We start from the raw sequence: 14,406 nt of genomic DNA on the forward strand, positions 1-14,406 counted from the left end.
GGCCTGCACTGTGCCGCGCTCGCCGCTGTGCCGGAAGCGATCCGCACCCGCATCCTGCGTTCGGCCGCGATCGCGGCCGGCTGCCCCGCCGGTGCCCTGAGCGCCGGGCACGTCGAATCGCTGGCGGCGCTGGTGCTCGCCTGGCGCGGCCAGCAGGGGGTGGATCTGCCGGGCCAGGTCCGCGCCTCGAGGGTGTGTGGCACCCTCCTGTTTGCCGCCCGGCATGAGGAGAGCGCCCCGTGAACCACGTTGCGTCAGCGACATCGAGCGCTATAGCGACCCCTTTCGCTGACGCAAGCGACGGTCGCGCGTGAACGAGGCCGACCTCGGGTCCGATCTGGATCGCGTTCTGGTCAGCGCCGAGGAGATCCAGGCGAAGCTGGCCGAGATCGCCAAGCAGATCGACGCGGACTACCAGGGCCAGGACCTGCTGCTGGTGGGCGTGCTCAAGGGCGCCGTCATGGTGATGGCCGACCTGTCCCGCGCGCTGTCCCACCCGGTCGAGCTGGACTGGATGGCCGTCTCCTCCTACGGCTCCGGGACCAAGTCCTCGGGCGTGGTCCGGATCCTCAAGGACCTGGACATCGACCTGATCGGCAAGCACGTGCTGGTGGTCGAGGACATCATCGATTCCGGGCTGACCCTGTCCTGGCTGCTGCGCAACCTCTCGATGCGGCAGCCCGCGAGCCTGGAGGTCTTCACCCTGCTCCGCAAGCCGGAGGCGATCCAGGTCGAGGTTCCGATCCGATATGTCGGTTTCGACATCCCGAACGAGTTCGTCGTGGGCTACGGGCTGGACTATCGCCAGCGGTACCGGAACCTGCCCTTTGTGGGAACTCTGGCCCGGCACGTCTATGAGTAAGGCGTCTGACCTGCTCTGAAGCGCGAGCGCGCAACTCGCGGGGGCTGGTGAGCAGGTATCGTCGGCGCGATGGACGTCAAGCGGTATCTGCGCGGCCCGGTGGTCTGGATCATCGTGGCCGTCCTGGCCGTCATTCTGCTCAGCCGGGTCTTCGACGCGGCGAACGGTTTCAAGAAGGTCGACACCGCGACCGCGATCGACGCCATCAACAGCGACCAGGTCACCAAGGCCGAGCTGATCGGCGGCGCCTCGCCGCGCATCCAGCTCGAGCTCAAGGGCGAGGTCAAGAACAAGAAGATCCAGGCGTCCTACCTGGAGCGTCAGGGCGCCGAATACGGCGCCCTCCTCCAGGAGAAGAAGTCCGCCAACAAGATCGAGACCTACGACATCTCCAACCCGCGGACGAACTTCTTCGTCTCGCTGCTGGTGACGCTGCTGCCGTTCGTGCTGATCGTCGTGATCTTCCTGTTCCTGATGAACTCGATGCAGGGCGGCGGCTCCCGCGTCATGCAGTTCGGCAAGTCCAAGGCGAAGTTGATCACCAAGGACACGCCCAAGACCACGTTCGCCGACGTCGCCGGCGCCGCTGAAGCTGTCGCGGAACTCGTCGAGATCAAGGAGTTCCTCGAGGCGCCCGGCAAGTTCCAGGCGATGGGCGCCAAGATTCCCAAGGGCGTGCTGCTCTACGGCCCGCCCGGCACCGGCAAGACCCTGCTCGCGCGCGCCGTCGCCGGCGAGGCGGGCGTGCCGTTCTACTCGATCTCCGGCTCGGACTTCGTCGAGATGTTCGTCGGTGTCGGCGCCTCCCGGGTGCGCGACCTGTTCGAGCAGGCCAAGGCCAATGCCCCCGCGATCGTCTTCGTCGACGAGATCGACGCCGTCGGCCGGCACCGCGGCGCGGGCCTCGGCGGTGGCCACGACGAGCGCGAGCAGACGCTCAACCAGCTCCTCGTCGAGATGGACGGCTTCGATGTCAAGGGCGGCGTCATCCTGATCGCGGCCACCAACCGCCCGGACATCCTCGACCCCGCGCTGCTGCGTCCGGGTCGGTTCGACCGTCAGATCGCCGTCGAGCGCCCCGACCTGCAGGGCCGCCACGAGATCCTCAAGGTGCACGCCCGTGGCAAGCCGATGGGCAGCGACGTCGACCTGCTCTCGATCGCCCGCCGCACGCCCGGCTTCACCGGCGCCGACCTGGCCAACGTGCTCAACGAGGCCGCGCTGCTGACCGCCCGCAACGACGGCAAGTTCATCGACTACAAGGCACTTGACGAGGCGATCGACCGCGTCGTCGCCGGCCCCGCGAAGTCTTCTCGTCTCATGAACGAGAAGGAGAAGAAGATCACCGCGTACCACGAGGGCGGGCACGCCCTGGTCGCCGCGGCGCTGCCGAACACGGACCCGGTGCACAAGATCACGATCCTGAGCCGGGGCCGGGCGCTGGGCTACACGATGGTGCTGCCGGACGAGGACAAGTACTCGACCACGCGTAACGAAATGCTCGACCAGCTCGCCTACATGATGGGCGGCCGGGCGGCGGAAGAGCTGATCTTCCACGACCCGACCACCGGGGCCGCCAACGACATCGAGAAGGCGACCGCGCTGGCCCGCGCGATGGTCACCCAGTACGGCATGACCGAACGGCTCGGTGCGATCAAGCTGGGCCAGGAACAGGGCGAGGTCTTCCTCGGCCGCGACATGGGTCACCAGCGCGACTACTCCGAGGAGATCGCGGCGATCGTCGACGCTGAGATCAAAAAGCTCATCGAGACCGCGCACAACGAGGCCTTCCAGATCCTGGCCGACAACCGGGACACCCTCGATGCCCTGGTGGTCGCGCTGCTGGAGCGGGAGACGCTGAACAAGGCGGAGATCGCCGAGATCTTCACGAGCCTGAACCGCAAGCCGCAGCGCCCCGCCTGGACCGGCTCGGAGACACGCATCCCGTCCAACCGCGCTCCGGTGCTCACCCCCAAGGAGATCGCCCTGGCCAAGGGGATCACCTCCGAGGAGACGGCCACCCCGCCCGCGTCGGTCCCGGAGGACAACCGCCCGGCCTACGAGCCCGACGCGAACCCCGGCCGGGCCGGCCGCCCGCTGTGGGACCCCCCGAGCGCCTGAGTCAGCGCCGATAGACTCCACGCCGTGGTCTTGGCTGGCGTCGGGGTTCGCCGACTCACCCCCCACCTTGATGATCGCGGACTTTTCGTCGAATTATTTCGGGCCGAATGGGACGCCGGCCCCGCCCCGGTCCAGTGGAATGCCGTGCGCAGTTCGGCCAACGTTCTCCGCGGGGTGCACGTGCACCGCCGGCACCACGACTACCTCATGGTGGCGGCCGGAACGCTGCTGCTCGGGCTGCACGACCTGCGCGCGGACAGCCCCACCAGCGGACTGAGCGCGCAGCTCACGCTGAGCGCCGAGGACCCCATCGCGGTGACGATCCCGCCCGGGGTCTGCCACGGGTTCTACTTCCCGGAGCCGACCGTGCACGTGTATGCCGTGAGCGAGTACTGGGATCTCGACGACGAGCTGGGGTGTCGGTTCGACGCCGCGGAGCTGGGGCTGAACTGGCCGATCGGTGACCCGCTGCTGTCCCCACGCGACCGCGCCGCCGGCAGCTACGAGGCGATGCGGATGGCCTATGCGGACGTCGGCGCACCGTGAGCGAGCTCGCGGTCGGGCTGGTCGGCTTCGGCCGCTGGGGCCGGCTGATCCACCGCGACCTGCGGGTGCTCGGCGCTGCGGTGCACGTCGCGGTCCCGTCGCCCGAGGGGCGGGAGGCGGCGCTGGCGGCCGGTGCTGCCGGGGTGTGTGCCGACGCTGGTGAGCTGCCCGACCTGGACGGGTACGTCGTCGCCCCGCCCACCGTGCTGCACGCCGCCGTGCTGGAGACCCTCACCCCTCGCGGTCGGCCGATCTTCGTCGAGAAGCCGATGACCAACGACGTCGCCGCCGCCGCCCGCCTGGTGGAGCAGGCGGGTGACCGCATCTTCGTGATGGACAAGTGGCGCTACCACCCGGGAGTGCAGGAGCTGGGCCGCCTGGCCCGGGACCGCGCGTTCGGCCGGGTCCTGGCGATCCGCAGCTACCGCCTCGGCTGGGGCAACGCGCACAAGGACGTCGACGCGGTCTGGATCCTCCTCCCGCACGACCTGTCGATCGTGCTGGAGATGCTGGGAACGTTGCCAGCGGTGCGCACCGCGTTCGCCCCGGACGGAGCGGCGCCGGGTTCGGACCTGGTGTGCACGCTGCGCGACGCGGGCGGGCCCCACGTCACCTGCGAGATCTCGGTGAGCCACCCGGTCAACCGCCGCTCCGTGGTCGTCATCGGCGAGGAGGGCTCCGGCCAGTTGGGCGATTCCTACGACGACGCGATCGTGCTGGCCGGCCGAGTCGGCGGTCAGGACGTCACCGAGCAGACCCGGGTGCGGCCGGTGGGGACGCAGATGCCGCTGGCGGCGGAATTGGCCGCGTTCCTCGACCACCTGCAGGGCGGCCCGCCGCCCCGGTCCTCCGCGGCCGAGGGGCTGGCGGTCGTCCGGGCTGTCGACACCGCCCGCCGGCTGGCCGGGCTGGCATGACCACGCCGCTGTTCACCGTCCTGCTGCCGGTGGTCCGCACGCCCGAGCTGCTCCCGTACGCGGTCGAGTCGGTTCTGGCGCAAACCGAGCCGCGGTTCGAGCTGATCGTGATCGGCGACGGCGCTCCGCCGGAGACGATCGCCTGCGCCGAGGAGTTCGCCCGCCGCGACGCGCGGGTGTCGGTGCGCCCATTCCCGAAGGGGGAGCGGCACGGCGAGGCCCACCGGCACGCCGTTCTCGGTTCGGCGCGCGGCAGCCTGGTCGCCCAGAGCGCGGACGACGACCTGTGGTTCCCGGACTACCTTCGGGAGCTGGCCGCCCTGCTCGCCGAGGTCGACTTCGGCAACCTGCTCACGTCGCTCCTGAAGCCCGACGGCACGGTGGTCACGCTCCCCGGGGACCTCGCCGACCCGCGGTGGCGCCAGGCGATGGTGGACCGGCGGTGGACCTCGTTCGGCCCGTCGACCGCGGGGTACCGCATCGAGGCGTACCGCGCGCTGCCGGTGGGATGGAGCCCGGCACCCACCGACATGCCGACCGACGTACACATGTGGCGAAAGTTCCTCAGCGCGCCCGGCCTGCGCGTCGGGACGAGATTCGCCGTGGAGTCGATCGGCTTGCCCACTCCGCCTCGCGTCGGACACTCCCTCGCCGAGCGGTCTGCGGAGGCCGCTGCGGTGAGCAGGCGGATCGCTACCGAGGAAGGCCGCCGCGCACTGCGCGAGGCCGCGGTGCACGGTTTGCAGCGCGAGCAGGCCGATTCCTTCTGGGCTCGGGAGGACCTGATGGCGGCCTACGAGCACACCCGCGGGGCCTATGAGCACACCCGCGGGGCCTATGAGCACACCCGCGGGGCCTATGGCCGTGCCCGAGCGGAAGTCGAGCGCTCGGCGTCCGTCGCCGCCGCCGCGCTCGCCGAGGTCGAGCGGCTGCGGTCCTCGCGGTCGTGGGCGTTGACCGCACCGTTGCGCGGGGCCGCGGGGCTGGTCAGGGCCCGCCTGGGACGAGACTGACCTGCGGTGGAACGTACGCTGGCCGGCATGGTCCACCCGATCTCCCTGCGAGACCCCGACGGCGGTGCGCGGCGGCCCTACGACGCCAAGCGGGCCGAGGACGCGGTGCGTGAGCTGCTTGCGGCCATCGGCGAGGACCCGGAGCGCGACGGCCTGCGGGACACCCCGGCCCGGGTCGCCCGCGCGTACGCGGAGATGTTCGCCGGGCTCTGGCAGCGTCCCGAGGACGTGTTGACGACGACCTTCGACCTCGGCCACGAGGAATTGATCCTGGTCCGGGACATCGAGATGTACAGCTGCTGCGAGCACCACCTGGTGCCGTTCCACGGGCTGGCGCACATCGGCTACATCCCCGCGCCCGAAGGCCGCATCACCGGCCTGTCCAAGCTGGCCCGCCTGGTCGACGTCTACGCCAAGCGCCCCCAGGTGCAGGAACGTCTCACCACCCAGGTCGCTAACGCGCTGATGCGCATCCTGGAGCCGCAGGGCGCGATCGTGGTGATCGAGGCCGAGCACCTGTGCATGACGATGCGCGGCGTCCGTAAGCCGGGGTCGCGCACCATCACCTCCGCGGTCCGCGGCAGCCTGCTCAACGCCAGCACCCGCGCTGAGGCGATGAGCCTGATCATGGAGTCCCGGGGCGCGCGGCGATGATGTTGTGAGCCGACGGTGACCCGCTGGGCCGTGCCCGGCCTGCCGGTGCGTGACCGCGCCCTGGTGATGGGCGTGGTCAACGTGACCCCGGACTCCTTCTCCGACGGCGGCGAGTTCTTCGATCTCGAAACCGCGGTGGAACGGGGCCGGGAGCTGATGCGCACCGGCGCCGATCTGGTCGACGTGGGCGGGGAATCGACCCGCCCGGGCGCGGTGCGGGTGGACGCCGAGGAGGAGCTGCGCCGGGTGATCCCGGTGGTGGCCAAGCTGGCCGCTGACGGCATCCCGGTGGCCGTCGACACCACCCGCGCGGAGGTCGCCGCGGAGGCGCTCGGGGCCGGCGCGGTGCTGGTCAACGACGTCAGCGGCGGACTGGCCGAGCCGGAACTGGTCGGGCTGGTCGCGGCCGCGGGCGTACCGTACGTCCTCATGCACTGGCGGGGGCCGAGCGTCGACATGCAGTCGCGCGCGGTCTACGACGACGTGGTCACCGACGTCAGCCGCGAGCTCGCCGCGCGACTCGACGAGGTGGTCGCGGCCGGGGTGGATCCCGAGCTGGTGATCCTGGACCCGGGGCTGGGCTTCGCGAAGACCGCCGAGCACAACTGGGCGCTGCTCTCCCGGCTGGGCGAGCTGCACGCGCTCGGCCGTCCGGTGCTCCTCGCCGCCTCCCGCAAGGCCTTCCTGGGCCGGCTGCTGCCCGCTGCGGACGGCACCGCGCGGCCCGTGGGGGACCGTGAGGACGCCACCACGGCCGTCTCCGCCCTGGCCGCCGCGAACGGCGCCTACTGCGTGCGGGTGCACGAGGCCGCCGCGACCGCCGACGCGGTCCGGGTGGCCGCCGCCTGGACGAACGCCCGGACGAAACCGGTGGCTCGATGAGCGACCGGGACCGGCTCGTCGAGCTCAACGAGGACTTCTACGCCGCCTTCGAGGCCGGCGACCTGGACGCCCTGGAGGCGATCTGGGTCAACGGCGAACTCGCGGAGTCCGTCACCTGCGTGCACCCCGGCTGGCCCGCGCTGCGCGGCCGGGACGAGGTGCTGCGTTCCTGGGCGATGATCATGGCGAACACGACCTACATCCAGTTCGTGCTCACCGACGTCGAGGTCGAGGTGGGCACCGACTTCGCGGTGCTGACCTGCGTCGAGAACATCATCACCGCCGACGATGACGACGACGACGAGAACTCCGCGCAGTTCGCCGGCGCGAAGGGTGTGGCCACCAACGTGTTCCGGCGCACCCCGGAGGGGTGGCGGCTGTGGGTCCGGCACGGCTCGCCGGTGATCTCGAGCGCGCTCGATGACGACGAGGACTGAACCCTGAGTAGCCGAGGGTAGCTGAGGGATTACTAAGGCTTCTGTCGCGTTGTGGCGTCCCTTGTGCAGCCCGGTAGGTTGCAGCTACCCGCTCTCCCGCCGAGTGAAGAGGTACTCCGCAATGCAGCAACTCGACCGCGTCGCCCTCCGGGGTCTGCGCGGCTTCGGGCGGCACGGGGTCCTCGCTTCGGAGCGGGCGAACGGACAGCCGTTCCTGATCGACGTGGACCTCGGGCTCGACACCCGCCGCGCCGCCAAGAGCGACGACCTGACGGACACCGTGGACTACGCCGGTCTCGCTGACCGCGTCGTGGCCCTGGTCGAGGGGGAGCCCGTCAACCTGATCGAGACCCTGGCCGAGCGCATCGCTGCGATGTGCCTGGACAACGAGGGTGTCGAGCAGGTGCAGATCACCGTGCACAAACCCGAAGCGCCGGTCTCCGTCGCGTTCGAGGACGTATCCGTGACGATCATGCGGAGCCGCTCATGAGTGACACCTCCCCCGGCGTCGATGACACCCTCACCGGTCAGCTCCGCCCGATCCGCCGAGCGGTTCTCTCGCTCGGTTCCAACTCCGGCGACCGTGAGACCAATCTGCAGAATGCGATCGACGCGATCCTTGACGCGCCCGGCATCTGGGGCCTGAGCGTCTCCCCGGTCTACGAGAGCGAGCCGGAGAAGCCCGAGGACGGCGGGAAGTTCTACAACGCGATTCTGCTGGTGGACACCGAGATGTCCGGCGCCACGCTGCTTGAGCGCTGCCACGCCGTGGAGGAGGCCTTCGGGCGCCCCCGCGTGGGCGAGGACCGCACCGGTCCGCGCCGGCTGGACGTCGACGTGGTGGCCCTGGCCGACCGCGTGCTCGTGGACCCGGCCATCACGCTGCCGCACCCGCGGGCCCACACCCGGGCGTTCGTGCTGGTGCCGTGGCGCGACGTCGAGCCCGACGCCGAGCTGGTCACCCGGGGCAAGGTGGCCGACCTGTTGACCGACCTGGACGCCGGTTCGGTGCTCCGGGTCGACGTCGTGCTGGAACTGCCGGCCTGATCTCCGGCCCGGATCCACGGTTCTGAGTCCACGGTGCTGTCCAGAGTGCTGAGTCCACGGTGCTGTCCAGAGTGCTGAGTCCACGGTGCTGAGGTCAGGGTGCTGAGGTCACTATGAGGCCAACGCGGCTGCCCGTGCTGGCCGCGATCGCGGTTTTGGCGGGCTCGTTCGGCTGGTCGGCCGGTCTGTTGATCGACGGCGGCGGTAACACCCTGCCCCGGGTCCCGCCGGCCGCGTCGGCCGTCCTGGGGCTGCTGGCTGCGGTCCTGGTCGGGGTGGCCGTGACCACCCGGTCCCGGCTGGCCGCGCTGCGGGAGCGGCGTGCGGCCGCGCGGCCCCTGAACGCGCTCGCCACCGCGCGCTACGTCGTGCTGGCCCGGGCCAGTTCGCCGGTAGGGGCGGCGATGGCCGGCGGCTACGGCGGCTACACGCTCTTTCTGGCCGGTGATCTGGGCGAGCCCGGCCGTTCCGACCTGGCCTCCACCGCCCTGGCCGCCGGGGTCACAGCGCTGGCCGTGGTGGGCGCCGCGTTGTTCCTGGAGCACGTCTGCCGGGTGCCCGGCGATGGCCCGACCGACACCCCCGGTCTGCCGGGTCCGCGGGCCGATCACGCGGGTTGATTTGCCCCTTAGATCACATTGGTAACGACACGCCTCTCACGTCCCGGCGTGCCTCATCGGAAACTGTCGTCACAGGGGTTACTTTCGCGTCATGACTCGTGGTCGCCATCGCCAGCAGCTGCCAGCCGTCAAGACCGTTTCCGGCGTGAGCCTCGGAACCGTTGCGACCGCGGGCCTCGCCCTCGCCGTTGTCACCGGTGATATCCAGGTCCTGCGCCTGGCCGTCGTCGCCTCCTGGCTGATCGCTCTCGGCCTGGTAGCGCACTCGGTCCGGCGCGGCCGCCGCTTCAACAGTGAACTCGCCCTGCAGGAGTCCATGCGACGCCGCGACGAGTCCCTGTTCACCCAGCAGTTGACGGAACTCAGCGCCAGCATCAAGGGCCTGCAGACCCAGATGGCGACCATGCACAGCGAGTCCGCCGAGCTGCGGGCCGAGATCGCCCAGCTGCGCACCGAGAAGGCCGAGGCGGACGAGATCGTCCGGCAGGCCCGCGCCGAGCGCGCCAAGGCTCAGCTGGCCGAGCGCGAGGCCTCCGACCAGCGCCTGCTCACCGCAGCCGCGTTCGAGGCCGCTGCGGCGGTCCTGCAGAGCTTCGGCAACGACGACGCGGACTCCGACTCCAGCGACTGGATCGACGCCTGGGTGGCCAGCCTGCGGACCTCCGGCGAGCTGGATCTCACCATGCACGACGAGACCATCGAGCTCGAACTGGAAACGGACATCGTGGTGGGCGTCATCGACGAGCTGCCGATCGCCAAGAGCGCCTAAGCCACCCCGCGAACGAAGGACCCGGCCCGGTGGGGGCCGGGTCCTTCGCATTGGGCCGTGTGGGTGACGTTGGCCGCCCGCAAGGTCCTCCCGGGGCCGGGCGGGGGCGCAGGCGCGCCCCGGAGCAGGCGATATCCGGACACAGGTCCGCAAGGCCGGAGATTCACCCTCCTGGTCCTGCCCTGACTGTGACTCTGCGTGGTTGGTTTTTAGCGATTCGAACAACCACACAGGCGGCCGGGGGCATCACGTGACTTTCCAGGATTACGTCCGGGTGCTTCGTGAACGCTGGCTGCTGGTCGTGTTCGGCCTGATCCTCGGCGTCGGCGGCGCGGCCGCGCACTCCTACCTCGCCACCCCGCAGTACGCGACCAGCGCGACGTTCTTCATCTCCACGCCGGGCCTCAGCGAGGACGTCTCGCAGGCCTACCAGGGCAGCCTGCTCTCGGAACAGAAGATCAAGTCCTACACCCAACTCGCGACCGACCGGCGCCTGCGTGAACAGGTCTCTGCGGAGCTCGGCAGCCCGGTGGCGCCGGGCACGATCTCCGCCTCGGCGAGGCCGGACACGGTGCTGCTCACCATCACCGTCACCGACCCTTCGCCGCAGCGCGCGCAGCGCATCGCCGAGCTCGCCTCCACCAACTTCATCGCCCTGGTCGCCGAGGTCGAGAAGCCGATCGGCGACGCCGACCCGGCCGTGGCCGCGCGTCAGGTGCAGACCCCGCCGCTTCCGACGCAGCCGGTGTCCCCGAAGCCCGTTCGGGACGCTGCCCTCGGCACGATCCTCGGCCTGATGCTCGGTGTCGGCCTCGCGATCGCCCGGCACACCCTGGACCGGTCGGTGAAGTCCAGCGAGGTCCTCGTCGAGTTCGCCCAGGCACCGTCGCTGGGTGTCACGGTGTACGACAGCTCGGTGAAGTCGCGGCCGCTGGTGGTGGCGGACAACCCGCAGTCTCCGCTGGCCGAAGCCTTCCGGCAGCTGCGCACAAACCTGCAGTACGTCGACCTGGACCACTCGCAGAAGCTCATCGTGGTCACCAGCGCCCTGCCCAACGAGGGCAAGACGACGACGAGTTGCAACCTGGCCATCGCCCTGGCCCAGAGCGGCGCAAAGGTGCTGCTGGTCGAGGCCGACCTGCGCCGGCCGCGGGCCGGTGCCTACCTCGGGCTCGACAACGCGGTCGGTCTGACCAGCGTCCTGACCAGCCGGGTGTACCTCTACGACGCGATTCAGCCGTGGGGCAACAGCCAGCTCGACTTTCTCGGCTCGGGGCCGCTGCCGCCGAATCCCAGCGAGATGCTGGCGTCGCGTCAGATGCGCGAGCTGCTCGACGAGGTCGCCACCCGCTACGACATCGTCCTCTTCGACGCCACCCCGACGCTGCCGGTCGCCGACGCCTGCGTGCTCGCGGCGCAGACCCACGGCACGCTGCTGGTGGCCCGGCACGGAAAGGTGACGCACGATCAGGTCGCCGCCGCGGCCGAGACGTTGCACCGGGTGTCGGCCAATCTGATCGGCACAGTGCTGACGATGGCGCCGCGCTCGAGTCGCCGGTCCGGCTATGCGTACCACTACGGCTACAGCGCGCGCCCGGAGTTCGTGCAGGGCGTCGCGGATACGTCCGACCCCGCGCCGCCGCTCGACTCGACGCCGCCGGCCCGGCACGCCGCCCCGTCGTCGGGTCTGGACTGGACGCCCCTGCTCCCGGAGGCGCGGAGCACGCCCGAGCTTGTCGTGCCCCTCACGTTCCCGACCACCGGTGCGCCGTTGAACGGTTTTGCCTCCCACGGCCCCGAGCACCGCATCGCCGGCGCCTGAGCGCGTCGGCCGTCATGTTGCGCTCTTCGAATCCGGATTCGTCGGTGGTCCCCCCGACCCCGGCCGGACCACGGCTCGGCCGGCCACGGGTACCCGCCCCCTCGGCCATCCCCGCCATGCGACTGCAGCGGGCCGCTGCGGAGCAGGAACGGCTGGTCGCGCAGGTCCGCGTCCAGCCGCGGTCGCGTCGGCAGCGGAACTGGAAGCCTCAGTACACCCGGACCAGCGTCGCGATCGATCTGCTGGCCGCCATCAGTGCGATCGGCCTCGGGCTTCTGGTGCGGTTCGGCGGCGATGCCCCGGCGGGATACCTGCGCGGGTCGTTGGCGTTCTCGGTCCTCTGGGTCGGGCTGGTCGCAGTGAGCCGGGGCTACCACCAGCGGTTCATCGGCGTGGGCACGGAGGAAACCACGCGCGTCTTCCGCGCCGGGGTCGCGCTGATGGCCGCGGTCGCGTTCACCTCCTACGCGACGAAGACGGACTTCGCCCGCGGATACGTCGTGATCGCGATTCCGAGCGTCGTCGTGCTGAGTCTGCTGGGCCGGTGCGGGCAGCGGTCGTGGCTGCACCGCGAGAGGCGGCGCGGGCGCTGTGTGCAGCGCACCGTTGTCGTGGGATCGACGTCTGCGGTACAGGCCACCGTCGAGCGGCTGCAGAAGGACCCAAGCCACGGGATGCAGGTGGTGGCGGCGTGCGTGTCCGACACCCGCGCGGACCTGAACTCCTTCACTGTCCCGGTCGCTGGTGGCCTCGCTGACATCGTGAGCGTCGCGTGCGCGGTCGAGGCGGACCTGGTCACCGTCCTGCCCACCGCCCTGTTCTCCGGGCAGCGGCTCCGGCGTCTGGCCTGGGACCTCGAGCCGTGCGGAGCCGACCTCATCGTCTGTTCCGGGCTGACAGAAATCACGGGTGGCCGCATCACGGTGCGACTGGCCGCCTTTTCCCCAATGCTGCAGATTGAACGGCCCCGGTTGTCCGGGCCGGCGCGGGTGGTCAAGGGCTTGTTCGACCGCAGCGCGGCCCTGGTCGGGCTGATCGTGATCGCCCCGGTGATGGTCGCGATCGTCGCCGGGATCTGGGCCCGCGACCGGCACAACCCGTTCTTCCGGCAGATTCGGGTCGGTGTGGGTGGTCGCGAATTCGGCATGTGGAAGTTCCGCACGATGGTGGTCAACGCCGAGGAACTCAGGCCGGGGCTGGTAGGACGGGACCCCTCCGACGGGCCGCTGTTCAAGATGGTCGACGACCCGCGCGTCACCCCGATCGGGCGAGTGCTCCGGCGCCACTCGCTCGACGAGCTGCCGCAGCTTTTCAACGTGATGCGGGGTCAGATGTCGCTGGTCGGGCCACGGCCCCCGCTTCCCGGCGAAGTCTGCGCGTACGGGCCGGACATGGGCCGGCGGCTGCTGGTCAAGCCGGGCATGACCGGCCTGTGGCAGGTCAGCGGGCGGGCGGACCTGTCGTGGGAAGAGTCGGAGCTCCTCGACCTGCGGTACGTGGAGAACTGGTCACTCGGACACGACTTCGCGATCTTGTGGCGGACCGCTCGCGCGGTGGCCACCGGATCTGGGGCGTACTAGCCCGCCGTATCGGCGCGCTAGGGAATCGATAGGGGAGAGGTAGCGATGGCACGCTCAGCACTGATCACGGGAATCACCGGTCAGGACGGCTCATACCTCGCCGAGCTGTTGCTCGCGAAGGGCTACGAGGTGCACGGCCTGATCCGTCGCGCCTCCACCTTCAACACAGGCCGCCTCGACGACATCTACCAGGACCCGCACGACTATCAACGCCGGCTGTACCTGCACTACGGCGACCTGTCCGAGGGCAGCGCCCTGGTCAACCTGTTGCGTGAGATCCAACCGAACGAGGTCTACAACCTCGGCGCGCAGAGTCACGTTCGGGTCAGCTTCGACATGCCCGAATACACCGGCGACATCACCGGGCTGGGATCGATCCGGCTGCTGGAGGCGATCCGGGCCAGCGGGATCGACACCCGCTTCTACCAGGCGTCGAGTTCGGAGCTCTACGGGTCGACACCACCCCCCCAGCGCGAGGACACGCCGTTCCATCCCCGTTCGCCCTATGGCGTGGCGAAGCTCTACAGCTTCTGGTCCTGCGTGAACTACCGCGAGGCCTACGACATGTATGCGGTCAACGGGATCCTGTTCAATCACGAGAGCCCGCGCCGCGGCGAAACCTTCGTGACGCGGAAGATCACCCGCGCCGTCGCCCGCATCGCGGCGGGGCTGCAGGACACCGTCCACATGGGCAACATGGACGCGATCCGGGACTGGGGCTACGCGCCGGAGTACGTCGAGGGCATGTGGCGGATGCTGCAGGCCGACGAGCCGCAGGACTTCGTGCTCGCCACCGGGGTGGGTGCCACGGTGCAGCGATTCGCCGAGGTCGCCTTCTCCGCCGCCGGTCTGAACGCCGCGGACCACATCGCGATCGATCCGCAGTACTACCGCCCCTCCGAGGTCGACTACCTGCTCGGGGACCCCTCCAAGGCGCGGGAGAAGCTCGGCTGGGTCGCCCGGACCCACTGGGACGATCTGGCCCGGATCATGGTCAACGCCGACATCGCGTTGCTGGATGATCAGCTCACCGGCCGGACAGTGCGGGGGGACGCACCGTCGGTCCTGGTCGCGGTCGGGTCGCGTGCATGAGGCGACCCAACTCCGGGGGGCCGGTCTGGTCCGGGGTGACGGTC

General features: G+C 70.2%; 16 protein-coding genes. All 16 read left to right on the forward strand.

Features of this window, described 5'->3' with window-relative positions:
• The coding region (locus H0X00_RS03155; RefSeq protein ID WP_293767265.1) for a TilS substrate-binding domain-containing protein at nucleotides 1-243 on the forward strand (243 nt) is incomplete at its 5' end.
• 67 nt (nucleotides 244-310) lie between these two features.
• Nucleotides 311-862: a hypoxanthine phosphoribosyltransferase gene (hpt, locus tag H0X00_RS03160; RefSeq protein WP_367186409.1), complete on the forward strand. Its 552-nt coding sequence runs from the start codon at nucleotides 311-313 to the stop codon at nucleotides 860-862.
• 69 nt (nucleotides 863-931) lie between these two features.
• Nucleotides 932-2,983 carry an ATP-dependent zinc metalloprotease FtsH gene (gene ftsH, locus H0X00_RS03165; protein ID WP_293767266.1) on the forward strand — a complete coding sequence of 684 codons (2,052 nt, stop codon included), beginning with the start codon at nucleotides 932-934 and terminating at the stop codon, nucleotides 2,981-2,983.
• 24 nt (nucleotides 2,984-3,007) lie between these two features.
• Entirely contained in the window at nucleotides 3,008-3,529 is a 522-nt protein-coding gene (locus H0X00_RS03170; protein WP_293767267.1) for a dTDP-4-dehydrorhamnose 3,5-epimerase family protein, read from the forward strand.
• A complete protein-coding gene (locus tag H0X00_RS03175; protein WP_293767269.1) occupies nucleotides 3,526-4,446 on the forward strand; it encodes a Gfo/Idh/MocA family oxidoreductase in 921 nt (306 codons plus the stop codon). The genes H0X00_RS03170 and H0X00_RS03175 overlap by 4 nt, the downstream gene beginning before the upstream one ends.
• Complete coding sequence (locus tag H0X00_RS03180; protein WP_293767270.1) at nucleotides 4,443-5,459, forward strand: glycosyltransferase family A protein; 1,017 nt, start codon at nucleotides 4,443-4,445, stop codon at nucleotides 5,457-5,459. Before H0X00_RS03175 ends, H0X00_RS03180 begins: the two co-directional genes overlap by 4 nt.
• Nucleotides 5,460-5,486: 27 nt before the next feature.
• Entirely contained in the window at nucleotides 5,487-6,113 is a 627-nt protein-coding gene (folE, locus tag H0X00_RS03185) for a GTP cyclohydrolase I FolE (protein ID WP_367186411.1), read from the forward strand.
• Nucleotides 6,114-6,179: 66 nt separating this feature from the next.
• Complete coding sequence (folP, locus tag H0X00_RS03190; protein WP_367186412.1) at nucleotides 6,180-6,995, forward strand: dihydropteroate synthase; 816 nt, start codon at nucleotides 6,180-6,182, stop codon at nucleotides 6,993-6,995.
• Nucleotides 6,992-7,432 (forward strand): nuclear transport factor 2 family protein, encoded by a 441-nt coding sequence (locus tag H0X00_RS03195; RefSeq protein ID WP_293767274.1) that lies wholly within the window; start codon nucleotides 6,992-6,994, stop codon nucleotides 7,430-7,432. Before folP ends, H0X00_RS03195 begins: the two co-directional genes overlap by 4 nt.
• A 121-nt stretch (nucleotides 7,433-7,553) precedes the next feature.
• Nucleotides 7,554-7,922, forward strand: coding sequence for a dihydroneopterin aldolase (gene folB / locus H0X00_RS03200; protein WP_293767275.1), 369 nt, complete (start codon nucleotides 7,554-7,556; stop codon nucleotides 7,920-7,922).
• Complete coding sequence (gene folK / locus H0X00_RS03205; protein WP_293767276.1) at nucleotides 7,919-8,479, forward strand: 2-amino-4-hydroxy-6-hydroxymethyldihydropteridine diphosphokinase; 561 nt, start codon at nucleotides 7,919-7,921, stop codon at nucleotides 8,477-8,479. Before folB ends, folK begins: the two co-directional genes overlap by 4 nt.
• A 113-nt stretch (nucleotides 8,480-8,592) precedes the next feature.
• The gene (locus H0X00_RS03210) at nucleotides 8,593-9,099 is read left to right on the forward strand and encodes a DUF3180 domain-containing protein (RefSeq protein ID WP_293767277.1); all 507 of its coding nucleotides are present in this window, start codon (nucleotides 8,593-8,595) and stop codon (nucleotides 9,097-9,099) included.
• A 145-nt stretch (nucleotides 9,100-9,244) separates the two neighbouring features.
• The gene (locus H0X00_RS03215; RefSeq protein ID WP_293767278.1) at nucleotides 9,245-9,868 is read left to right on the forward strand and encodes a hypothetical protein; all 624 of its coding nucleotides are present in this window, start codon (nucleotides 9,245-9,247) and stop codon (nucleotides 9,866-9,868) included.
• Between the two features lie 250 nt (nucleotides 9,869-10,118).
• The gene (locus tag H0X00_RS03220; RefSeq protein ID WP_293767280.1) at nucleotides 10,119-11,690 is read left to right on the forward strand and encodes a polysaccharide biosynthesis tyrosine autokinase; all 1,572 of its coding nucleotides are present in this window, start codon (nucleotides 10,119-10,121) and stop codon (nucleotides 11,688-11,690) included.
• A gap of 116 nt (nucleotides 11,691-11,806) precedes the next feature.
• Nucleotides 11,807-13,270: a sugar transferase gene (locus H0X00_RS03225; RefSeq protein WP_293767281.1), complete on the forward strand. Its 1,464-nt coding sequence runs from the start codon at nucleotides 11,807-11,809 to the stop codon at nucleotides 13,268-13,270.
• A 45-nt stretch (nucleotides 13,271-13,315) separates the two neighbouring features.
• Nucleotides 13,316-14,362: a GDP-mannose 4,6-dehydratase gene (gene gmd / locus H0X00_RS03230; protein ID WP_293767282.1), complete on the forward strand. Its 1,047-nt coding sequence runs from the start codon at nucleotides 13,316-13,318 to the stop codon at nucleotides 14,360-14,362.
• The last annotated feature ends 44 nt before the right edge of the window (nucleotides 14,363-14,406 follow it).

This window comes from Sporichthya sp., assembly GCF_013815995.1.
GTDB lineage: Bacteria > Actinomycetota > Actinomycetes > Sporichthyales > Sporichthyaceae > Sporichthya.

Excerpts from the sequence above, each read along its gene's own strand:
- ftsH (WP_293767266.1), top strand. The coding sequence starts at position 932 with ATGGACGTCAAGCGGTATCTGCGCGGCCCGGTGGTCTGGATCATCGTG.
- H0X00_RS03180 (WP_293767270.1), top strand. The coding sequence starts at position 4,443 with ATGACCACGCCGCTGTTCACCGTCCTGCTGCCGGTGGTCCGCACGCCC.
- folE (WP_367186411.1), top strand. The coding sequence starts at position 5,487 with ATGGTCCACCCGATCTCCCTGCGAGACCCCGACGGCGGTGCGCGGCGG.
- folP (WP_367186412.1), top strand. The coding sequence starts at position 6,180 with ATGGGCGTGGTCAACGTGACCCCGGACTCCTTCTCCGACGGCGGCGAG.
- H0X00_RS03195 (WP_293767274.1), top strand. The coding sequence starts at position 6,992 with ATGAGCGACCGGGACCGGCTCGTCGAGCTCAACGAGGACTTCTACGCC.
- folB (WP_293767275.1), top strand. The coding sequence starts at position 7,554 with ATGCAGCAACTCGACCGCGTCGCCCTCCGGGGTCTGCGCGGCTTCGGG.
- folK (WP_293767276.1), top strand. The coding sequence starts at position 7,919 with ATGAGTGACACCTCCCCCGGCGTCGATGACACCCTCACCGGTCAGCTC.
- H0X00_RS03210 (WP_293767277.1), top strand. The coding sequence starts at position 8,593 with ATGAGGCCAACGCGGCTGCCCGTGCTGGCCGCGATCGCGGTTTTGGCG.
- H0X00_RS03225 (WP_293767281.1), top strand. The coding sequence starts at position 11,807 with ATGCGACTGCAGCGGGCCGCTGCGGAGCAGGAACGGCTGGTCGCGCAG.
- gmd (WP_293767282.1), top strand. The coding sequence starts at position 13,316 with ATGGCACGCTCAGCACTGATCACGGGAATCACCGGTCAGGACGGCTCA.